A 20,737-nucleotide genomic window follows, 5' to 3' on the forward strand; every position below is an offset into this window, starting at 1 on the left:
CGTACCCGCCCCGCGCCTGGCCCGAGGTGAAGGCTGATTCGGACGGCGGATGTGAGCATAGCGATATTCGGGTTCGGATAGGCGAACCTGTGACGACGGTTTCTCGAACCCGTTGGCACACATAAATATCCGCGCTCTTTTGGGATCGGGCACAGGGGCCGTCGCGGCGCGCGACGTTGTCAACGGGAGTCTCAGGTCTGCACGAGTTGTGGTGTGCCAGGGCGTCGCCCAGCCGCGGCATCGAGCTCCACCGCTTGATCGGCGGCCACCGCCGGGCGCTTGCCCGAGGTCGCGGCGAACGCGCCCGCGATGACGATGACGCCACCGACCAGGGCCAGCGGCGTCGGTGTCTCGTCGAGGAACATCCACGCGGCCGCGATGCCGACGACCGGAACCAGCAGCGTCAACGGCGCGACGACGCCCGCGGGGTAGCGGCTCATCAGGTAGGTCCACAGGCTGCTGCCCACCACGGTCGCGAGCACCGCGATGTAGGCCAGCGCCACCAGGGCAGGCCAGCCTGCGGCGGAGAACGAGTCCGCCACGGCGTGCAGCCCGACCATCGGCCCCTCGGCGGCGGCGGACAGCGCGAACAACGGCAGCGGCGGGATGACGGCAATCCACAGCGTCAGGTGTAGAGTGTTCAGCCCCGGCGATTCGAGGGTGGCCCGCCGCGCACCGATATTGCCGAAGGCCCACCCCAGCCCGCCCGNCATGACCTACCCCCCGCCCTCCGCCGGCGGCGTCGGTGGGTAATAGGCGACGAGTCAGCAGCACCGGCAGCAGGCTGGCGTGTTCGAGGCGGTCCCAGCCGATCACCGCCATGCCCGCCATCGCGACCACGATGCCGGCGACCTGCACCGGCCGGATCCGCTCGCGCAGGAACAGCGTGCCGAGCAGCACGGTGAACGGGGCGGACGATTGCAGCACCAGGGAGGCGAGCCCCGTCGGCATGCCGATACGCATGGCGGTGAACAGGAAGGCGAACTGCAGGATGCCGAAGCCGGTGCCGTACAGCAGGATCCAGCGCATCCGCACCTTCGGGCGCGGGATGAAGAGCAGGACGGGCACCGCGATGACCGCGAAGCGCAGCGCGGCGAAGAAGAACGGCGGGAAGTGATCGAGCCCCACTCGGATGGCGAGGAAGTTCAGTCCCCAGAGCAGGACGACGGTCAGCCCGAGCAGGCGGTCACGAGTGTTCACGCGGTCCATCGTTAGCGTCACGAACGTTCAGGACAATCGAATTGAAGTGGAGTATTGCGGTAGTTTTGCTTCATGATCGCCCTGCGTGACGTCCGGCACTGACGTGGAACCGTCGATGTCGGTTGATCGGCTGCGCGTGTTGCGCGAATTCGCCGATCGCGGCACCATCGCCGCGGTGGCCGCCGCGCTGTCGATGACGCCCTCGGCCGTCTCCCAGCAGCTCAAGGTGCTGGCCATGGAGGCGGGCGTGGCACTGCTGGAACGCGACGGCCGCCGGGTCCGCCTGACCGACGCGGGCCGCGCGCTGGTGGTGCGCGCGGACGAGGTGCTCGCCGCGCTGGATCGCGCGGTGGCCGAGATGGCGCACTACCGCGGTTCGCCGCGCGGCCGCGTGCGCGTCGCGGTGTTCCCCTCCGGTGGTGCGCTGCTGCTGCCCGCGGTGCTGTCCGCCATGGCGGACAGCGGTGTCGATCTCGTCGCGAGTGATGTGGACCTACCGCCGAGCGAGGTGTCGCGGCTGCTTGCCGACTACGACGTGGTGCTGACCCATCGTGACGAGCGCGCCGAGCCCATCGCCGACCCCCGGGTCACCGTGCACCTGCTCATGCGTGAACCCATCGATGTGGTTGTCGCGCCTACTCATCGGCTGGCCGGTCGCACCGCGGTGACCCCCGAGGAGCTGGCCGACGAGACCTGGCTGAGCGTTCGTGGTGGCTTCCCGATCGACGACGTGCAGCGCTCGATTGCCACCCTGACCGGTGTGCAACCACGAATAGCGCAGCGACTCAACGACTTCCGCGTCATCGAAAACTTGGTCGCCAGTGGGTACGGCGTCGCGTTGATGCCCCGCTATTCGGTGGCCCACCCCGAACTCTCGGTGCTGCTGCTCACCGGCGTGCGCGCCGCCCGCCTGTTCGAGCTGGCGATCCGCCCCCGTGCCGAGGGCAGCCCCGCCATCGCCGCGGTGATCGCTGCGTTTCGTGCCGCCGCGGCCGGCGTCACTGCCGAATCCGGGACGAACGGGCAATGATCCGCTGGCGAGGTCATTGTCGAGTATCTACAGTCGGACTTGCGACGCCCGTCGGACCGGCTCGCGAAAGCACTGGTACAGCCGTCGGTCGTAGAGCTTAGGGTCTGAATCCCGTTGCGTCGTTGGCGCATTCTCACAACATCCGAGCCTGCTCTGTGAGAGTTCCGCACATGCCCCGACCGCACGGCGGCCAAATAGATTGCAGGACAGTCCAGCCGAACCGATGAAGGATTTTCGACACGATGCGTGATATCTCCGAGTTCTCCACCCGCAACGGCGGTTTCCGAAGCGTGGTGGTGACCGCGGTCGAGGTGTGCTCCGCCCTTGGCGCCGACGCGGAGTCCACTTGGAAAGGGTTGGTGGCGGGCGAGAGTGGGGTCCGGGCGCTCGACGACGCGGAGATCGAGAGCAGGCAGCTGCCGATCAATATCGGTGCGCAGTTCAAGAGCGATCCGACCGCCGAGCTCGATCGAATCAAGAAGCGGCGCATGTCCTATGTGCAGCAGGTCGCGTACGTGATGGGCAAGCGCGTCTGGGAAACCCTCGGCGCGCCCGAGGTGGACCAGGACCGGCTCGGCATCTCGATCGGCACCGGCATCGGCGGGGCCGAAGTCATCGTCGACTCCAACGACCTCCTGCGGGACCAGAGTTATCGCAAGGTCTCGCCGTTCGCCATCCCGATGGCCATGCCGAACGGTCCCGCCGCGGTGGTCGGGCTGGAACTCGGCGCGCGGGCGAGTGTGGTCACGCCGGTGTCGGCCTGCTCGTCGGGGTGCGAGGCGCTGGTGCACGCGTGGCGATCGATCATCCTCGGTGAGGCCGACATCATTGTCGCGGGTGGCGTCGAGGGGCGGATCAATGCCCTTGCGCTGGCGGGCTTTACGAACATGCGCGCCCTGAGCTCGCGGGTGGCGGAGCCGGAACGCGCGTCGCGCCCGTTCGACCGCGACCGGGACGGTTTCGTCTTCGGTGAATCCGCGGCGCTGCTCGTGCTGGAGTCCGAGGAGCACGCCCTGGCGCGCGGTGCCCGGCCGCTGGCCAGGTTGCTCGGGGCGGGCTTGACCGCCGACGGATACCACCTGGTCGCACCGGATCCCGAGGGCCGCGGCAATGCCCGTGCGATGCGCCGCGCGCTGCAGACCGCGGGCGTCGACGGTGCCGAGGTCGACCACGTCAACGCGCACGCCACCGGCACGCCGTTCGGAGATCTGGCCGAGGCCAAGGGAATTGCCGCCGCGATCGGCAAGCATCCCGCCGTCTACGCGCCCAAATCGGCGCTCGGTCACTCGGCGGGCGCGGTCGGCGCGCTGGAGGCGGCGATCTCGGTGCTCACCCTGCGCGACGGGGTGATACCGCCGACCCTGAACCTGGAAAACCAGGACACCGACATCGATCTGGACATCGTGAGCGGCGCAGCGCGCTACGCGGACATCCGGTACGTCATGAACAACTCGTACGGATTCGGCGGGCACAACGCCGCGGTGCTGTTCGGGAAGTACTGAAAAGAGCGCGGCCCCGATGTGAATACATCGGGGCCGCGCCATCTTTCGGTCGTTCAGTGACCCATCGGGCCGGGGTGGTGGTACTGCTGCGCGCCGACGTAACCGAAGTCGTCGGCGACCATCGCGGCCAGTTCCAGCAGGGCGCGGCGGGTCGGCTTGCTCACCAGTTCCAGATCGATCTCCGCGCCTTCGGCGAGGTGGTCGTCGAAGGGCACCACCTGGACCGCGCGGGTGCGGTCGAGGAAGAGCTTGCGGAGCTGGTCCAGGTCGACGGTGGAGGCGCCGCGGCGGGAGGCGTTGACCACGACGACGGTGCGCTCGACGAGCTTGCCGTAGCCGTGGTGGTCCAGCCAGTCCAGCGTGGCCGAGGCACTGCGCGCGCCGTCGATGGCGGGCGAGGTGACCAGCACCAGGGAGCTGGCCATGTCCAGCACGCCTGCCATGGCCGAGTGCATCAGGCCGGTGCCGCAGTCGGTCAGGATGATGTTGTAGAACGACTGCAGGATGCCGATGGCCTTGCGGTAATCGGCCTCGCTGAACGCCTCGGAGACCGCCGGATCCTGTTCGCTGGCAAGCACTTCCAAGCGACTGGGCGCCTGCGAGGTGTGGGCGCGCACGTCCGAGTACCTGCTGATGTGCTGGTCCTCGAGCAGGTTGCGCACGGTGGACCGGGTCTGCCGGGGCACCCGGTGCGCCAGCGTGCCGAGGTCGGGGTTGGCGTCGATCGCGATGACGCGGTCACCGCGCAGCGATGCGAACGTGGAGCCGAGGCCGACGGTGGTGGTGGTCTTGCCGACACCGCCCTTGAGCGACAGGATCGCGATGCGATAGTCGCCGCGCACCGGCTGGTTCACCCGGTCGACGAGGTCGCGGTAGACGACGTCGGCCGCGGACTCACCCGGGTTGAGCACACCACCAGTGGCCTTGTGCACCGCCCGCCGCCAACCGCTGCGCGGCGCCCGGCGGGCCCGCTTGAGCAGGTTCAGGTCGTTGACCGAGTGGCCGGGCTGCCCCGGCGCGGGCACATGCTGCGGCTGGAACGGCTGCGCGGGCTGGTGCGGGTTCGGTCCACCCTGCCAGCTCGGCGGGGGCACCTGCCCCATCGCCGGCGGCTGCTGCTGTCCCATCGGCGCGGGCGGCTGATAGGTGGGTTGCGGCGGCGGCTGGTGGGTCACCGGCGGTGGCGGCGGCGCCCAGCTGTAGATGGGCGCGGCCTGCTGTTGGGCTTGCGGCGCAGCGGCTTCGGAGTGTTCCTGCGGCACCCGCCGGACCAGCCCGTCGGGGCCGATCTCCTGGCGGTACTCGCCGTAGCCCGGGTTCTGCGGTTCGGGTGCGATCTGGTGGCTACCGCTGTGCGCGGTGGCCGGCTGGTACTGGCCGGTCTGGTACGGCTCATATGCGCCGGGTGGCGCGAACGGCCCGGCGTTCGGTGGCGGGTAGCCGCCGTACTGCTGCTCGGCCTGGGCAGGCGGCGCGAATCCCTCGGGCGAGCCGTAGGACTGCTGCGACATCGCGTGCGGGTAGGACACGGTCTGGTCGGTCGAGCCGCTGAACTCGGGCTCGGCCGGCTCCTGTTCCGGCTGCGCCTCGGCCGTCTCGGACTCGGCCACTTCCACGTCGCCGGACTGCTCCGCCGACGGATCGGCGGCGGGCTCCGACTCTTTCGCGTCGGCCGTATCCACCGATTGACTCTGCAGCCAGGGCGGTGAGGTCGGGTTGTGGTCGTTTGTTGTCACAGTTCCCCCATCTGCTCGGGACTACGAGCAGAGAGCTCGGCGCTTGAGTGCGAAACCAACGCTAGCACGGGGTTCGCGGGCTCGCGTCGCGGTATGGACGGCAGGTGCAGGAGCGCTCGCGAGCGCGAATGCGCGAGGCCGCCCCGGATGACACACCGCCGATATCTGGTCTCCGACAGCAAGATCGAGAGCCGGATGCCGGGCCGATCAACGACCTCCGCATCCGGCTCTACCGTACTCGACCTGCGCTATCGGTGTGCGCGGTTGACCGAGGAGGCCCACCGCGCACCGATGCGGTTGCTACCGGTGTGCGCGGTTCACCGCGGAGACCACCGCGCGCAACGACGCCGTGGTGATGGAGGTGGCGATGCCGACGCCCCACACCACCTTGTCGCCGATCGCGCACTCCACGTAGGCGGCCGCTTGCGCATCGTCACCGGCGGACATGGCGTGCTCGGAGTAGTCCAGCACGCGCACGTCGAAGCCGACGGTGGCGATCGCGTCCACGAACGCGGCGAGCGGGCCGTTACCGGTGCCGGTGATCTCCTGCTCGGCGCCGTCGACCTTCACCACCGCCGCGATGGTGTCGGTGCCGCCGTCGGTTTCGGACGCGGTGACCTTCTGCCGGATCCGCTCCAGCGGCCGGATCGGGCTCAGGTACTCGTCGGCGAAGACGTCCCACATCTCCTTCGGGGTGACCTCGCCACCCTCGCCGTCGGTGATCCGCTGCACCGCCTGGGAGAACTCGATCTGCAACCGGCGCGGCAGCGCCAGGCCGTGATCGGTCTTCATGATGTAGGCGACGCCACCCTTGCCGGACTGCGAGTTGACCCGGATGACGGCCTCGTAGGTGCGGCCGACGTCCTTCGGGTCGATCGGCAGGTACGGCACCGCCCAGGTGATGTCGTCCACGTCGGCGTCCGCGTCGTCGGCGGCGACCTTCATCGCGTCCAGGCCCTTGTTGATGGCGTCCTGGTGGCTGCCGGAGAACGCGGTGTAGACCAGGTCGCCGCCGTACGGGTGGCGCTCGGCGACCGGCAGCTGGTTGCAGTACTCGACGGTGCGGCGGATCTCGTCGATGTCGGAGAAGTTGATCTGCGGGTCGACACCGCGGGAGAACAGGTTCATGCCCAGGGTGACCAGGCAGACGTTGCCGGTGCGTTCACCGTTGCCGAACAGGCAGCCCTCGATCCGGTCCGCGCCGGCCTGGTAGCCCAGCTCGGCGGCGGCCACGGCGGTGCCGCGGTCGTTGTGCGGGTGCAGCGACAGCACGATCGAGTCGCGGCGGGCCAGATTGCGGCTCATCCACTCGATCGAGTCGGCGTAGACGTTCGGCGTTGCCATCTCGACGGTCGCGGGCAGGTTGATGATCAGCGGCTTGGCCGGGGTCGGCGCGATGATCTCGGAGACCGCGTCGCAGACCTCCTTGGCGTACGCCAGCTCGGTGCCGGTGTAGGACTCGGGGCTGTATTCATAACGCCAGTTGGTGTCGGGGTAGCGCTGCTCGATCTCCAGGCACAACGTCGCGGCGTCGGTGGCGATCTTCTTGACCGCGGCCCGGTCCGCGCGGAACACCACTTTCCGCTGCAGGATCGAGGTGGAGTTGTAGAAGTGCACGATCACGTTCTGGGCGCCCGCGCAGGCCTCGAAGGTGCGCTCGATCAGCTCGGCGCGACACTGGGTCAGCACCTGGATGGTGACGTCGTCGGGGATCGCGCCGTCCTCGATGATCTCGCGGACGAAGTCGAAGTCGGTCTGGCTGGCCGACGGGAAGCCGACCTCGATCTCCTTGTAGCCCATCCGCACCAGCAGGTCGAACATGCGGCGCTTGCGGGCCGGGCTCATCGGGTCGATCAGGGCCTGGTTGCCGTCGCGCAGGTCGACGGCGCACCAGCCGGGCGCGACGTCGATGATCTTGTCGGGCCAGCTGCGGTCGGGCACCGTGATCGGCTCGACCTCCTCGGCGAAGGGCCGGTACCGGAAGGTCGGCATCGAGGAGTTCTTCTGCGTGTTCCAGGCGGGCTGGTCGCCGGGGGCAGGCTTGGAGGGCGGCGTGATGGTGCGCGCGCCGGATACGAAAGCGTCAGCAGGGGACATGGCGATTTCTCCGAGGGTGTGGTGTTTCCCAAAGGGGGGGTCGACCGGCGCGGCAAAACCCCGCGGCGGGAGCCGGTCCGATCAGACCCCGTCGCGGCGGCTGAGAAGAAGTGCCCGCTGCATGATGTCGGCGAGTTTACCGTGTGGCAATACACCTCCGGAACCCCGGTCCCGTCGTCGGTTCATCCGACGTTGCGGCTAGCGTTCGCGCCAGAAGCAAACGCTTGTACGGATCTGGCGATCCGACGGGACGTCGAACGGACTCGGGCATGACTTGGTTAGAACAGCTGGCCGTCTTCGGTGCGGGCATCGCGGCCGGCGGCATCAATACGATCGTGGGTTCGGGCACCCTGATCACCTTCCCGGTACTGCTCGCCTTCGGGCTGCCGCCGGTGACCGCGAACGTGTCGAACACGATCGGCCTCGTGCCCGGCTCGATCAGCGGCGTGCACGGCTATCGCCGGGAACTCGCCGGGCAGCGGGAGCGGCTGCTCCGCTTCGGCACCGCGTCGCTGCTCGGCGGCATCACCGGCGCGATACTGCTGCTCACCCTGCCCGCCGACGCGTTCAAGGCGATCGTGCCGGTGCTGATCATCGCGGCGCTGGTGCTGGTGGTGGTGCAGCCGCGGCTCTCGCGCTGGGTGAAGTTGCGGCGGGAGAACGGCGACAGCCCGGCGCCCAAGCACGGCGGCCCGATCCTGTTCGTGGCGATCTTCGCCACCGGCATCTACGGCGGTTACTTCGGCGCGGCGCAGGGTGTGTTGCTGATGGGGCTGCTCGGGGTGTTCGTGCACGAGGACATGCAGCGCCTCAACGGCATCAAGAATGTGCTCGCGATGCTGGTCAACGGGGTGGCCGCGGTCATCTTCATCGTGATCGCCGACGTGGACTGGCGGGCGGTGCTGCTGATCGCGCTCGGCTCGATCATCGGTGGACAACTCGGTGCGAAGATGGGCAGGCGCATGCCGCCGACCGCGTTGCGCGCGGTCATCGTCGTGGTCGGCCTCATCGCGGTGGTCCGATTGTTGATGACGTAGGAGGTGGCGCGTGGTGTCGACGAACCGCGGCCCGGGCCTGGTTCCGGCGTAGTGGTGCGCTCAGGGTCTACCGCACCGGAATTCTCAGGGTGCAATTCATCCCTGCGACGGACGACGCCCGCGCCGTTGCGGCACAAGATGATCGGTATGCGTGGGTGGAGGATCGTCGTCGTTGCCGCACTGGCCGCGGCGCTGGCAGTGAGCGGTTGCGGCACGCCCGCCAAACACGAACAGGCGGTGGCCGACCTGGTCGCCCAGGCCGATGCCGCGCCGACCCCGCGGCTGGACTGGGTGCCGTGCCAGGAGAAGAGCCTGAGCAAGCTGCAATGCGCGACGGCGGCGGTGCCGGTCGACTACGCGCAGCCCGCGGGTCCGACGCTCGGGCTCGCGCTGGTCCGCCAGCCCGCCACCGATCAGTCGCGCCGCATCGGCACCCTGTTCACCGCGGCGGGCGGGCCCGGTGCCTCCGGCATCAACTGGGCGAGCAAAGGCGAGATGTTCCCCGGCGAGATCGCGCGCCGGTTCGACGTGGTGACCTTCGATCAGCGTGGTCTCGGGCGCAGCTCGCCGGTCCGCTGCTTCGCCGATACCGAAGCGGCGCAACGTTTCTGGTCCGGTGTGCGGCTGCCGCCGGTGGGCGCCGAGCAGGCGGCCGCGCAGGCACGCGCCAGCCGGGACCTGGCGGCCGGGTGCGCCGCGCACAGTCCCGCCCTGCTGCCGCATCTCACCACCGTGGATGCCGCGCGCGACCTGGATCTGCTGCGCCGTGCCGTCGGTGACAAGCGGCTGACCTACGAAGGTGGCTCGTACGCCAGCTATCTCGGCGAGGTGTACGGCGCCGTGTTCGGTGACCGGGTGCGCGCGCTGAGCCTCAGCTCGATGATCGACCCGGATGCGTACACCTCCGACACCCGCACCGAGATCGCCGACGCGGCGGCGGGCACCGAGGAGGTGCTGTCCGAATTCTTCCGGCTGTGCGCTCAGGCCGGCCAGCCGCGCTGTGCTTTCGCGGCGGGCGGCAAAATGCCCGCCGACCCGATCGAGCAGATTCGCAGCGACCAGAAGCCCAGGGGCGGTGAGGATTTGCGGGCCCGCGATACCGCTCTGTTGGAGCGGTTGCGTCAAGGGCCGGTAGTGGTCGGCGAAGGAGAGCGCGCCTGGCCCGTCAGCTACGCCGAGGTCATGCCCGCGCACGCGCTGCTGCTGTATGACGCGGCGGACGGCTGGCCCGCCTTGGCTCAGCTGCTGGCCGAACTAGAGCGGGGAGCCGCAGGCAACCCCGATGTGGTGCGCGCGATCCTCGCCGAGGGCACGCTGCCGCCCGCATTCCTCGACCCGTTCACCGCGATCTCGTGCGCGGACAACACCGTTCCCCGCGACCCGGAGCAGTGGCCCGCGCTGGCCGCGGAATTGAGCGCGGACGGACCCACTTTCGCCGCGTTCTGGCTGTACTTGCGGCAACCGTGCGCCGCGTGGCCGTCCCCGCAGGGTGGCTACCCGCAGCGCTACGCCGGGCCGTGGATCCTGCGCTCGGACGTACCCGCGCTGCTGTTCAACAACCGGTTCGATCCGGCGACGCCGCTGACCGCCGCGCGCAAGGCCCAGCAGGCCCTGGTCAACGCGCGCCTGGTGGTGGTCGACGGCGGCTACGGGCACGACACCACCTTCGACTGCACCCGGCGGCTGCAGGAGCGTTACCTCATCGACCAGCAACTTCCCGCCCCCGGCGCGACCTGCGAAGCCGATCGGCCGCCGTTCGCGAACTGAGCCGCCGACCCCCGGCGTCCACTTGCCGCGGCGTTTCGTGGCCTGCTCGTCACCCTGCCGTTCCTGCCGCCCGGCCGTCCCGCGGGCTCATCGGGCGGGACAACGGAAGGGGGACAACGGATGACGGGCGGGCGACGACTGTTCAGCCGCCAGGAATACCGGTAATCTGCGCTCGGCCATGCGTGATGAGGGAGGTGGCTGGGTGCGTAGACGCGCCTTCTTCAAAGCTGTTGGTGCAGCCGCGCTGTTCGGTGCTGCCGCGAGCACGTCGCTGCCCGCCCGACCGGCGTCCGCCGACCCGGCCTGGAATGTGCTGTTCCAGTCGTGGGTGCCGGAAATCTTTGCGCCACTACCCGATCCGCCCGAACACTCGCCCGCGATCGTGATCGGCTCCGGCTTCGGCGCCGCGGTCACCGCGTTGCGACTGGCCGAGGCCGGCATCGCCAACACGGTGCTGGAGCGCGGGTCGCGCTGGCCCAACGATCCGTGGCGGGAGATCTTCACCGGCGACGACCTGCCGGACGGCCGCGGCTTCTGGCATCGCACCAGCTTCACCGGTGTCAGCAAGGTGCCGATGCGGTTCGCCAGCTTCGGCGGCGTCCTGGACTGCACCGAATACCCCGGCATCGACGTGTGGCGCGCGGCCGCGGTCGGTGGCGGCTCGGTGATCTTCACCGGCGCGATGGTCGCCCCGGAACGGCGGTTCTTCGACCACCTCTTCGGCGGCACCGTCGAGTACGGCGAGCTGGACCGCGTCTACTACCCGCGGGTGCGGGAGATGCTGCGGCTCAGTTCGATGCCGGGCGACATCTACGCCGCCAAGCCGTTCACGCACTCCCGGGCCTGGGACGATCAGGTCCGCAAGGCCGGCTACCAGCCGATGCCCAACGACTCGATCTTCAACTGGGACATCCTGCGCGGCGAGCTGGCGGGCACCACCCGGGCCTCGGCCACCGCCGCCCGCAGCAACCTCGGCAACTCCAACGGCGCCAAGTTCGACCTGAACCAGAACTATCTGAAGTACGCGGAGGGCACCGGCCGGTCCGGGATCTTCCCCGGCCACCAGGTCGAGTCCATCGCCCAGGAGCCGGGCGGCCGGTACTCGGTCCGGGTGACGAAGCTGGCGCCGACCGGCGAGGTGCTCGGCACCCGCACCCTCACCTGCGATCGGCTCTTCCTCGGCGCGGGCTCGGTGGGCACCTCGGAGCTGCTGGTCCGAGCACAGGCGACCGGCGCGCTGCCGAACCTCAACGAGCACATCGGCGACGGCTGGGGCACCAACGGTGACGTGGTGCTCGGCCGCGGCGCGAGCGCGCTGGCCGGCCTCGGCCAGGGCGTGCCGAGCGCCAGCCGGATCTTCGACGAGTCCGGGCCGCCGCTCAGCCTGGAGAGCTGGTACATCCCCGGCATCCCGTTCGAGACGGGTGCGCTGGCCTCGCTCGGCATGGTGCTCGACTCGACCCGCACCCGGTTCGGCTACGACGCGGCGGCGAACCGGGTCGGGCTGTCCTGGCCGAGCCGGAACCGGGACGAGATGGTGGCCGCGGCCCGCGCGGTCGACCACCGGATCGCCGAACGCGCCGATGCCGTCCTCGAATACGGTGCCCTCGGCTACGACGCGAACGCCTTGTTCACCGCGCACCCGCTGGGCGGCGCGGTGCTCGGCAAGGCGACCGACGGCTACGGGCGGGTGCACGGGCATCCTGGGCTGTATGTGATGGACGGAGCCGCCATCCCGGGTAGCACCGGAACCGTGAACCCGTCGCTGACCATCGCCGCGCTCGCCGAGCGCAATATCGAGGCCATCATCCGCACCGGAAAGTAGACCTACCGCCGCTGGGCGGTGCTGCCGACTACCCTCGGCCTGACCGTTCGGCGTTGAAGGGAACCCAGGTGATGGCTGCGAGCACCACTGCGGTGAGCGAGGAACTCCCGGAGGGCGATTACCCGCGTAAGCCGCCCACCCTGTGGACCGACTTCGTGATGCTGGCGCTGGCCATCGTCTCGGTGGTGCTGGTCGGCTGGATCACCTTCTTCACGGTGTCCGACCAGACCTATCGCACGATCGTGATCGTCGACTGGGCGGTGTGCGGGGTGTTCGCCGTCGAGTTCCTGTGGCGCTGGCGCCGGGCCGGCTGGCCGTGGACGTTCCCGTTCGTCTACTGGTACGAGGTCCTCGGCATGATCCCGGTGACCAGCCCGTTCTTCCGCGGGTTCCGGCTGCTGCGGATCGTGGTGATCGTGGTCCGGCTCGGCCGCGTCGCCGACCGCGTGTTCGGCGATCGGGTGACCGCCGCGCTGGTCAACCGGTTCGTCTCGACGATCGTCGAGACGATCAAGCGGCCGATGACCATCGCGGTGATGGACGAGGTCGCCCAGGTGATGCGCACCGGCCACTACACCCGCAATATCGCGGCGGCGCTGCAGGAGAACCGGTCCGAGCTGGACGAGATGATCCTGGAGCTGATCAAGAAGGACCCGCAGGCGGGCCGGGTGCGCTACATCCCGTTCCACGACGACATCATCCGGCTGATCGCCGACACCACCTTCCGCATCCTGTTCCAGGTGCTGGAGGATCCGCGCACCGATGAACTGGTCTCGGATGTGTTGCGGGAGAACATCGATCAGATCCGGTTGGCGGTGCAGCACGATATCCGGGTGCCGCCGTCCGCGTACGGGCCGACGGCCGACGAACACGGCGTGCGGCATCATCTCAGCCGGATACCCCGTGCCTGATCTCGTCGCGCGGCTGCGCCAGTTTGATTGTCTCCCAGACGATCAGCGCGCCGAGCACGGCACACAGCAGGGCCAGTGAGGCCAGCGCGGGCAGCGCGGCCGCCAAGGGGATCAGGGCGAGCAGCAGCACGATCGTGACCACACGGGGCACGCTGATCATCCCTGTCGCATAGTGTTTCGCACCGACCAACGCGATCAGATACAGCACGACCCCGCCGTACAACGCGAACAACGGAATTCCGTACAGCGCGTCTTTCAATGTGTGGTGCGAAGAGTCGCCGACATAGTAGAGAACCTTTTTCAAACCCAGTGAGAGTCCGATGATTCCGACGATCATCGGGAAATGCCAAAAGGTGTAGGCGCCGCGCGCGATCTTGATCTGCTTCGCGCCGTTTGCGTGCTTGAGCTCGTGCTCGATCGACAGCGCGGCGACATCGAAATAGGTCCACCACAGCAGTCCGGACACCGCGAGCCCGAGCAGTGCGCCGACGGCGATCGGCCACGAAATCGGCAGTCCGGCCACGCCGATACCGATCGAGACGATCGACTCGCCCAGCGCCACAATGATGATCAGCCCGTAGCGTTCGGCGAAATGGGTCGCCGAATTCAGCCGCCAGTTGGTGCCCGCGAGCAGGGTCCACAGGTAGTCGCCTGCGATCGCGGCGATCCACAAGCCGATCTGTAGCGCGCCGGAGGTCATGGCGGCGATCACCAGCAGGGTGGTGCCGATGGTGATCGAGCCGAGGGCCCAGCGCAGCACCTGGTTCCGTAACTGGGCATCCTCCGCGCTGGCGAGCCAGAACATGAAGACGTGGACCAGCCGGACCACCAGATAGGCGATCGCGAAGACCAGCGGCCCGTACCAGCCGCCGGGCAGGTCGTGGAACGCTTCGGGAATGGTGAGCGCGGCCAGGAACGCGCCACCCATCGCGGTGAACATCGCGACCCTGGCGAAGCCCTCGTCGGCGCGAATCACATTGCCGAGCCAGGAGTAGGCGATCCACAGCCACCACATCAGGGCGAGCACGAGGACCGCCCGCAGCATGTTCTTGGCGCTGGTCTCTTCCGCGGCCAGGTCGGTGACCATGGTGAACGCGAAAACGAGGACGAGGTCGAAGAACAGCTCGAGCTGCGTCACCGACGCACCTTCGGCCACCGGCTGGAGCCGAACCCGCTTGGTACCGATCATGGTGCACATAGTCGCACTCCGATCGGGTCGGCGCGTGTCAGCCGCGCCCCGCATCGCCCGATTTCGCTCTGCGCGTAGGCCTACCGGTTGTTATTCGTTATAGCTATACGGCTTGATTGTTTCCGGGTCGGGAAATCCCTCGGCGAACTCGATGAAATTCTGCACCGCGATCTCGTTCTGCTTCCGCACGGTGCGCTTGAGTAGTAGGCCGGGCACCGGGATGGGTAGGTAGATCTCGGTATGGAACCAGACGTCGGTGCCTTCCCGGCCGTCGGAGACCTCGAACCAGCCGCCGCCCTTGACGCCCCTGGTGCTGTCGGTGACCTGCCACGACGATCTAACGTCGGTCCAATCATATTCCAGCACTTGCAGATCCGAGCCGTTCATCAGTTCGGCCTTGACGAAAACTCGAACCGGCCTTCCTCGGGCGTCGCGGGAGGCGACTCGGGCATCGGTATATCCGGGCGACCATTCCGGGAGCATTTCGACAGCTGCCAACGCATCCATCACCTGCGCGGAATCGGCGTCGACGACGAATCGAATATCGGTTCTCGTGCGCATGTAAAACCTTCCGACCCCCGATGGACAACTCAGCCCGATTCTCTCTATCGGTTATCTGATTCGTCAACCTCGACGTCCTGGTCAATGGTCCGTCGAGGGGTCGACATGGACGTATGTGTCCAGAACGTAGCTCGGGAGAACGGCCAACAACTTGCAGGTGGAATGGTTTGGGACAACATCGAGGGCGTGTTCGGGCACGTTGTCGTCGAAAAGCCAGGTGCGCGGCGTCGCCTGCTGAATCGCCGTGCGGACGCCGCCCCGCGGTGCCGCGGGTACTGGCACGTTGCCGTGGGGCGCTGTCATTGCGCGCACCGCAGGCCTGGTCGAACCGGCTCAGCCAGCCGGTTCGACGATCGCGTCCGGACCCGGGTACACCAGCGACTCGTGTCCGTCGGCGTAGCGCACGAGGTAGGGCGGCGATCCTTCCGGTCCGCGGACCTCGATGATCTCTGCTTGGCGATCACCTTGGCCGACAACGTGTCCGTGTACGAGCAGTCGATCTCCGACATTCGCGATCATCGACCCATTATCGGACGGGAGTGACAGGGGTCACAAGGTTTTCGTTGTGGAGACCTCCTGGTCTTCCCTGCCGATCACGCGATCGACCGCCGCCTCGATCAGCTCCTGGCTCTGCTGTTCGGTGAACACGTCCGGCAGCGTGAGCCGGTCGACGATCAGCCAGTTCAACGCCAGATAGAGCAGTAGGACCGATTTTTCGTCGCCGGGCAGGCCCGCGTCGAGATGGTTGCGCACGTTGAAATCGATGTCGGCGCGCACTCGATCGGTCAGCACCGCCCGCAGTTCCGGTCGCCGGGTTGCTTCCAGGCGTAGTTCCAGCAGTGCGAGGTAGCCGGTGCGGAACGCCTCGATGCGGCCGACGGTCTCCTTCATCAGTTCGAGGATGTGCGCTCTGGTCTGCGGCCCCTCGGAAACCTTGGCCATGGTCGCCTCGCTCGGCTGCAACCGTTCGTAGAAACGGCCGCCCGCCTGGGTCAGCAGGTCGTCCCGGTTCGCGAAGTAGTTCGACGCCGTCCCCGCGGGCACACCCGCCTCTTTGTCCACCGCGCGAAAGGTGAGTCCGCGGGCTCCGTCGCTGGCCAGGACCTCGATCGCGGCGTCGAGCAGCGCCTGTCGACGTTCAGGGTTGGTCCGCACTTGACACCACTCCATTCGTAGTACTACATTTCAACCACTTCGATCAGAGTACAACAGGTTGGGCGGTCCCGGAATGCGAAAGCTCGTCTACTACGTCGCCGTGTCACTCGACGGATACATCGCAGGTCCGGCGGGCGAGTTCGACTTCTACCCCTACGACGAAAAGATGCTTACTTGGCTGAACGCGCAGTACCCGGAGTTCGTCCCGACGGACTTCCGGCCGCAGGTGGGGATGGCCCTGGATACGCCGAACGAGCGCTGCGACACGGTGCTCATGGGCCGCGCGACCTACGCCGTCGGCGTGAGCAACCCGTACGCGCATATGCGGCAGTACGTGGTGTCCAGCACGCTCGGCAGCGTCGATGACCCGGCCGTCGAACTGGTGCAGTCCGACCCGGTCGGCCTGGTCCAGCGGCTGAAAAAGGAAGAGGGCCTCGACATCTGGTTGTGCGGCGGCGGCACACTGGCCGCCGCACTGCTCGGCGAGATCGACGAGATGATCATCAAGAGCTATCCGGTCGTCGCGGGCAGCGGCATCTCCGCCTTCGCCGGAGAGTTCCGGCCGACGATGTTCACCCCGGCCCGGCGCAAAGAATTCGACAACGGCGCCCAGGTCACCTGGTTCACCCGCGCCTGATCAATCCCCGTACGAAAGAGGCTCTGCTATGCGAAAACTCGTTTACTTCGTCGGTATGTCACTCGACGGCTACATCGCCGGACCCGACGGCGGGATCGATTTCTATCCGCTGCCCGAGGATTTCACCGGATGGATCGGACAGGATCACCCGGAAACCCTGCCTACTCATGCGCGTTCGTATTTCGGCGTCGCGGCGGACGCACCGAATCAGAAGTTCGACACCTTGGTAATGGGCCGGGGGACTTATGAACCCGGCCTAGCCATCGGGGTGACCAGCCCGTACGCGCATATGCGGCAGTACGTGGTGTCGACCACCCTCGGCCGGATCGATGACCCGGCCGTCGAGCTGGTCGAACAGGACCCGCTCGCCCTGGTGCAACGGCTGAAAAAGGAAGAGGGCCTGGATATCTGGTTGGCAGGCGGCGGCAAGCTGGCCGCCGCCCTGCTGAGCGAGATCGACGAGCTGATCATCAAGAGCTACCCGGTCGTCGCGGGCACCGGCATCCCCGCTTTCGCCGGGGAGTTCCGCCCGACCCTGTTCACCCCGACCGGGCGCCGGGAATTCAGCAACGGCAACCAGGTCACCTGGCTCACCCGCGCCTGAGACGAATCCACGGACGGCCCAGCGGCACTCACCGCTGGGCCGTCGTCGTCTCATTCGCCGCGCACCCGGTCGTAGACCAGGTACAGCGCACCGGTTTCGGTGCTGGCCAGATCGGTGAGCGACCAGCTCGACGCCGGCAGACCGTCCTCGAACAGCCGGGCGCCGCCGCCCGCCACCTCAGGGCACTGGGTGATGGTGATCCGGTCCACCTCGTCGGCCGCGAGCAGCGCCTTGATGATGCTGCTGCTGGCCAGCACGACGATGTCGCCGCCGGGCTGCTCGCGCAGCCGCTTGACGGTCGCGACCGGGTCGGCGTCGGCGATCCGCGAGTGCTGCCACGGCGCGTCGGTCATGGTGGTGGCGAAGACGACCTTGTCGACCGCGTCGAACCACTGCCCGAAGGCCCGGTCGCGCGGGTCGGCGTTCTCGTCCGTGGCGACCGTCGGCCAGTAGCTACCGAAGCCCTCATAGTTCTTGCGCCCGAGCAGTGCGGTGGTGGCGGCCTCGGCCATCTGCACCATGCGATCGCGGGACGTCTCGCTCACGGCGTGCGGCACGATCCAGCTCATGTCGTAGTCGCCGCCGGGGCCGTTGGTGCGGCCGTCCAGCGAGAGGGAGATGTTGGCGACGACCCGGCGGGTTCCTGCGTTGGCGGTCATGATCTTTCCTTCTGGTGAGTGAGGCCCGGTGACCTCGTTGACACCGATACTTCCGTCGCGCGGCCGCCGGAACATCTGCCACCTGGCCGATATAACGGGCGGCAGGTGGCTGAGCTCGAGACCGTCGCCGGAACCGGCCGGGCGTGCCAGAATGCTGTTCGCGATGCTGACCGACTCTCTACCCGCCGAGCTGTCCTCGTTCATCGGCCGGGCCGAGGAACTGGGCGCGATCAATGCCGCGGTCACCGCCGGTCAGGTGCTCACCCTGGTCGGCCCCGGCGGTGGCGGTAAGACGCGGCTGGCGCTGCGAGTGTGCCGCGATCTCCGTGCGGCGTGGCCGGACGGTGTGCGCTGGGTCGGGCTGGAGGACGAACACGACGACGCCGGCGTGGTCCACCGGGTAGCCGCCGCAGTCGAGGTGCTGCTGCCCGCCGGCGCCGATCCGGTGACGGCCTTGACGCATGGCATCGGCGATCGGGAAACCCTGCTGGCGTTGGACAACTGCGAGCAGGTCAGCGCCGGCGCGGCGGCACTGGTCACCGCGCTGTTGACGCACTGCCCCCGGCTCGCTGTCCTAGCCACCAGTCGTGCCCCGCTCGGTGTGCCCGGCGAGCGGATCCGCCGGATACCCGCGCTCGGCTTGGCCGACGCGCTGGCACTGTTCCTGGATCGCGCACAGCTGGGCACGCCGAACACCGAGGCGCGCAACGCGGCCCGGCGCATCTGCGACCGGCTCGACCGCTTACCGCTCGCCCTCGAACTGGCGGCGGGCTGGGCAGGCACGTTGTCGCTGGACCAGCTCGCGAACTCACTGTGCGACCCGTACGCGGTGCTCGACGGCGGTGCCCGCACCGCGCCGTTCCGGCAGCGAACCCTCGCGGAGTCGATGCGCTGGAGCCATGACCTGCTCGACGACGACGAACGGGTGCTGTTCCGCAGGCTCGGCGTGTTCGAGCCCGGGTTCACCGCGGCGGAGGTGACCGAGCTCGGCGGCACGCCCGCTGTGCTGCGTGCCCTGCGCGGGTTGATCGAGAAGTCGCTGCTCTCGGCGGACACCACCGGGGCGGTGGCGCGGTACCGAATGCTCGGTGTGGTCCGGGATTACGCGCTGCGTCAGCTCGCCGAGGCGGGGGAGACCGACCTGTTCCGCAGACGCCACGCGGCGGTGTACGTCGTGCTGGTCGAGCGGGCCGAGGCGCTGCTCGTCTCCGACCAAGATGCCTGGCGGGCGCGAATCACGCTGGAGTTGCCGAACATTCGCGCGGCCATCGACTGGGGACTGAGCCAGGACGATCCGTCCGGTGGCCGCGAACTCGCCGCCGCGATGGCGTGGTTATGGCACCTGGAGCCGCGTGGCCTCGAGGGGGTTCGTGTCCTGCGATCGGCTGTCGACCGCGGCAATGGGGCCCGCGACGCGCTACAGGCGCGGGTGCTGCTCGGGCTGGCGCTGGTGTGCGACACCGCCGTCTACGGCTTCGTCGGATACGAATCAGCGCGTGCGGCAGCGGAACTCGCCGACGAAGTCGGCGCGGCGGCAGTCGGTCGGCGAGCTCGGTCGTTGTGCGCGGTCGAGCAGCTTGGCATCGACCTGAACCAGGCACAGGCCCTCGCGTCGGCGGTGCACCGGGACGCGCTGCGAGCAGGCGATGACTCCGTGGCCGATTCGACGCAGGCGCTGATCGGACTGATCCACCTTTTCCGCGACGAATACCGCACTGCCATCGAACAACTCGACCAGGCGCTCGTCGGTATGCGCCGCCGCAACGACCGCGGTTTCGCCTGTCACGCGCTGACCTGGCTGGCCACCGCGACCGCACGAACTGGTGAACTGTCGCGCGCCGCCGAGCTCGCCGAGACCGCGGTCGACACCGCGACACCACTGCACGACTTCCATCACGTGGGATCGGCTCGCGCGACGCTCGCCGAAATACGGGTGTGGCAGGGGCGTCTCGACGAGGCGGCCAGCGCCCTCGCGCCGATCGATCGGGTGCTCGACGGGGCCGACTCGCCTTTCGTGCCCGGGTGGGAGCGTGTGCACGGCATGCTGTCGCTCGCGGCGGGAAACTCAGCGCAGGCCATCGTGTGGTGCCGTCGCGAGGGTCGGATAGCCGGCGAAGCCGATGGCCCGCTCACGCCGTGGACGCAGGTGGTACTCGCCGCAGCACTGCGCGAACTCGGTGAATTCGCCGAGGCCGCAGCACTTCTCGACGCATTGGTCGCTGGTCCGCTGGTCCGCGGGCTGCCGTCGGTGCACGCGGACGCGCTGGACCAGCAGGCATACCTGGTGCGCCCCAACGACATCGAGCAAGCCTTGCGGCTGCACCACGAAGCGCTCCGTCTCCGCGTCGAGCACGAGCTGGTACTCGGATGCGTGGCGAGCCTGGAGGCACTGGCCGCGGTACTCACCGTGCGCGGCACGGTGGAGACCGCGGGCGTCCTGCTCGGAGCCGCCGAACGCTCGCGAACCGAGATCGGATCGGCACCTGCGCGGTTCCTGGCCGAGGTGCACGCACAGCTGAGTTCCCGTGTGCGCGAACCGGACCTGACGGAATACCTCGACCGCGGCCGATCCATGGGCGTCGCGCAGGCCGTCGACTACGCGACCAAGGCGCGCGGCAAGCGCAACCGCCCGGACACCGGCTGGGCGAGCCTGACCCCCGCCGAGCGCTCCGTCGTCGACCTGGCCGTCTCGGGCATGTCGAATCCGGAGATCGCCACCCGCTTGTTCATCAGCCGTGGCACGGTCAAGACCCACCTCGCCCACGTCTACGCCAAGCTCGGCGTCGCCAACCGCACCGAGCTGGCCCGGCTCGACGGTCGCGGGTAA

16 protein-coding genes and 1 pseudogene are annotated in these 20,737 nt (G+C 68.4%); 9 read left to right on the forward strand and 8 right to left on the reverse strand.

What is annotated here, in order from left to right; genetic code table 11:
• Positions 1–191 precede the first annotated feature (191 nt).
• Positions 192–1,200: pseudogene (locus DBO33_RS03365) on the reverse strand (EamA family transporter).
• Positions 1,201–1,315: 115 nt separating this feature from the next.
• Between DBO33_RS03365 and DBO33_RS03370 the strand changes: the two are divergent.
• Positions 1,316–2,230: a LysR family transcriptional regulator gene (locus tag DBO33_RS03370; protein WP_107659940.1), complete on the forward strand. Its 915-nt coding sequence runs from the start codon at positions 1,316–1,318 to the stop codon at positions 2,228–2,230.
• Positions 2,231–2,472: 242 nt separating this feature from the next.
• Positions 2,473–3,732, forward strand: a complete 1,260-nt coding sequence (locus DBO33_RS03375) for a KasA/KasB family beta-ketoacyl-ACP synthase (RefSeq protein WP_107653725.1) — start codon at positions 2,473–2,475, stop codon at positions 3,730–3,732.
• A gap of 53 nt (positions 3,733–3,785) precedes the next feature.
• Here DBO33_RS03375 and DBO33_RS03380 read toward each other — a convergent pair whose 3' ends face one another.
• Positions 3,786–5,414, reverse strand: a complete 1,629-nt coding sequence (locus DBO33_RS03380; RefSeq protein WP_107653726.1) for a MinD/ParA family ATP-binding protein — start codon at positions 5,412–5,414, stop codon at positions 3,786–3,788.
• 354 nt (positions 5,415–5,768) lie between these two features.
• A complete protein-coding gene (leuA, locus tag DBO33_RS03385) occupies positions 5,769–7,565 on the reverse strand; it encodes a 2-isopropylmalate synthase (RefSeq protein ID WP_107653727.1) in 1,797 nt (598 codons plus the stop codon).
• Between the two features lie 269 nt (positions 7,566–7,834).
• On the opposite strand from leuA, the gene DBO33_RS03390 reads away from it, so the two are divergent.
• From DBO33_RS03390 to DBO33_RS03405, 4 genes are all read left to right on the forward strand, one after another.
• Positions 7,835–8,602, forward strand: coding sequence for a sulfite exporter TauE/SafE family protein (locus DBO33_RS03390; RefSeq protein ID WP_107653728.1), 768 nt, complete (start codon positions 7,835–7,837; stop codon positions 8,600–8,602).
• Between the two features lie 147 nt (positions 8,603–8,749).
• The gene (locus DBO33_RS03395) at positions 8,750–10,369 is read left to right on the forward strand and encodes an alpha/beta hydrolase (RefSeq protein WP_107653729.1); all 1,620 of its coding nucleotides are present in this window, start codon (positions 8,750–8,752) and stop codon (positions 10,367–10,369) included.
• Between the two features lie 178 nt (positions 10,370–10,547).
• Entirely contained in the window at positions 10,548–12,194 is a 1,647-nt protein-coding gene (locus DBO33_RS03400) for a GMC oxidoreductase (protein WP_234390678.1), read from the forward strand.
• Between the two features lie 71 nt (positions 12,195–12,265).
• On the forward strand, positions 12,266–13,105 hold the full coding sequence (locus DBO33_RS03405; protein ID WP_107653730.1) for a hypothetical protein: 840 nt from the start codon (positions 12,266–12,268) through the stop codon (positions 13,103–13,105).
• Here the strand turns inward: DBO33_RS03405 and DBO33_RS03410 are convergent.
• From DBO33_RS03410 to DBO33_RS03430, 4 genes are all read right to left on the reverse strand, one after another.
• Positions 13,083–14,294: a low temperature requirement protein A gene (locus DBO33_RS03410; RefSeq protein WP_107659942.1), complete on the reverse strand. Its 1,212-nt coding sequence runs from the start codon at positions 14,292–14,294 to the stop codon at positions 13,083–13,085. The genes DBO33_RS03405 and DBO33_RS03410 overlap by 23 nt on opposite strands.
• 90 nt (positions 14,295–14,384) lie before the next feature.
• Positions 14,385–14,855: an SRPBCC family protein gene (locus tag DBO33_RS03415; protein ID WP_107653731.1), complete on the reverse strand. Its 471-nt coding sequence runs from the start codon at positions 14,853–14,855 to the stop codon at positions 14,385–14,387.
• Positions 14,856–15,188: 333 nt separating this feature from the next.
• The gene (locus DBO33_RS03425; RefSeq protein WP_107653733.1) at positions 15,189–15,374 is read right to left on the reverse strand and encodes a DUF1918 domain-containing protein; all 186 of its coding nucleotides are present in this window, start codon (positions 15,372–15,374) and stop codon (positions 15,189–15,191) included.
• Positions 15,375–15,404: 30 nt separating this feature from the next.
• A complete protein-coding gene (locus DBO33_RS03430; protein ID WP_407670460.1) occupies positions 15,405–16,010 on the reverse strand; it encodes a TetR/AcrR family transcriptional regulator in 606 nt (201 codons plus the stop codon).
• Between the two features lie 73 nt (positions 16,011–16,083).
• On the opposite strand from DBO33_RS03430, the gene DBO33_RS03435 reads away from it, so the two are divergent.
• Together DBO33_RS03435 and DBO33_RS03440 are read left to right on the forward strand one after the other, a co-directional pair.
• Positions 16,084–16,647: a dihydrofolate reductase family protein gene (locus tag DBO33_RS03435; RefSeq protein WP_107653735.1), complete on the forward strand. Its 564-nt coding sequence runs from the start codon at positions 16,084–16,086 to the stop codon at positions 16,645–16,647.
• 28 nt (positions 16,648–16,675) lie between these two features.
• On the forward strand, positions 16,676–17,251 hold the full coding sequence (locus tag DBO33_RS03440; protein ID WP_107653736.1) for a dihydrofolate reductase family protein: 576 nt from the start codon (positions 16,676–16,678) through the stop codon (positions 17,249–17,251).
• Positions 17,252–17,301: 50 nt separating this feature from the next.
• Here DBO33_RS03440 and DBO33_RS03445 read toward each other — a convergent pair whose 3' ends face one another.
• Positions 17,302–17,910 (reverse strand): dihydrofolate reductase family protein, encoded by a 609-nt coding sequence (locus DBO33_RS03445; RefSeq protein WP_107659943.1) that lies wholly within the window; start codon positions 17,908–17,910, stop codon positions 17,302–17,304.
• Positions 17,911–18,073: 163 nt separating this feature from the next.
• Here DBO33_RS03445 and DBO33_RS44545 point away from each other — a divergent pair, with 163 nt between their 5' ends.
• Positions 18,074–20,737, forward strand: a complete 2,664-nt coding sequence (locus DBO33_RS44545) for a helix-turn-helix transcriptional regulator (RefSeq protein WP_159080105.1) — start codon at positions 18,074–18,076, stop codon at positions 20,735–20,737.

The sequence above is a fragment of the Nocardia suismassiliense genome (assembly GCF_900269665.1).
Lineage (GTDB): Bacteria > Actinomycetota > Actinomycetes > Mycobacteriales > Mycobacteriaceae > Nocardia > Nocardia suismassiliense.

Excerpts from the sequence above, each read along its gene's own strand:
- DBO33_RS03370 (WP_107659940.1), top strand. The coding sequence starts at position 1,316 with ATGTCGGTTGATCGGCTGCGCGTGTTGCGCGAATTCGCCGATCGCGGC.
- DBO33_RS03375 (WP_107653725.1), top strand. The coding sequence starts at position 2,473 with ATGCGTGATATCTCCGAGTTCTCCACCCGCAACGGCGGTTTCCGAAGC.
- leuA (WP_107653727.1), bottom strand. The coding sequence starts at position 7,565 with ATGTCCCCTGCTGACGCTTTCGTATCCGGCGCGCGCACCATCACGCCG.
- DBO33_RS03390 (WP_107653728.1), top strand. The coding sequence starts at position 7,835 with ATGACTTGGTTAGAACAGCTGGCCGTCTTCGGTGCGGGCATCGCGGCC.
- DBO33_RS03395 (WP_107653729.1), top strand. The coding sequence starts at position 8,750 with ATGCGTGGGTGGAGGATCGTCGTCGTTGCCGCACTGGCCGCGGCGCTG.
- DBO33_RS03400 (WP_234390678.1), top strand. The coding sequence starts at position 10,548 with ATGCGTGATGAGGGAGGTGGCTGGGTGCGTAGACGCGCCTTCTTCAAA.
- DBO33_RS03405 (WP_107653730.1), top strand. The coding sequence starts at position 12,266 with ATGGCTGCGAGCACCACTGCGGTGAGCGAGGAACTCCCGGAGGGCGAT.
- DBO33_RS03410 (WP_107659942.1), bottom strand. The coding sequence starts at position 14,294 with ATGATCGGTACCAAGCGGGTTCGGCTCCAGCCGGTGGCCGAAGGTGCG.
- DBO33_RS03415 (WP_107653731.1), bottom strand. The coding sequence starts at position 14,855 with ATGCGCACGAGAACCGATATTCGATTCGTCGTCGACGCCGATTCCGCG.
- DBO33_RS03425 (WP_107653733.1), bottom strand. The coding sequence starts at position 15,374 with ATGATCGCGAATGTCGGAGATCGACTGCTCGTACACGGACACGTTGTC.
- DBO33_RS03435 (WP_107653735.1), top strand. The coding sequence starts at position 16,084 with ATGCGAAAGCTCGTCTACTACGTCGCCGTGTCACTCGACGGATACATC.
- DBO33_RS03440 (WP_107653736.1), top strand. The coding sequence starts at position 16,676 with ATGCGAAAACTCGTTTACTTCGTCGGTATGTCACTCGACGGCTACATC.
- DBO33_RS03445 (WP_107659943.1), bottom strand. The coding sequence starts at position 17,910 with ATGACCGCCAACGCAGGAACCCGCCGGGTCGTCGCCAACATCTCCCTC.
- DBO33_RS44545 (WP_159080105.1), top strand. The coding sequence starts at position 18,074 with ATGCTGACCGACTCTCTACCCGCCGAGCTGTCCTCGTTCATCGGCCGG.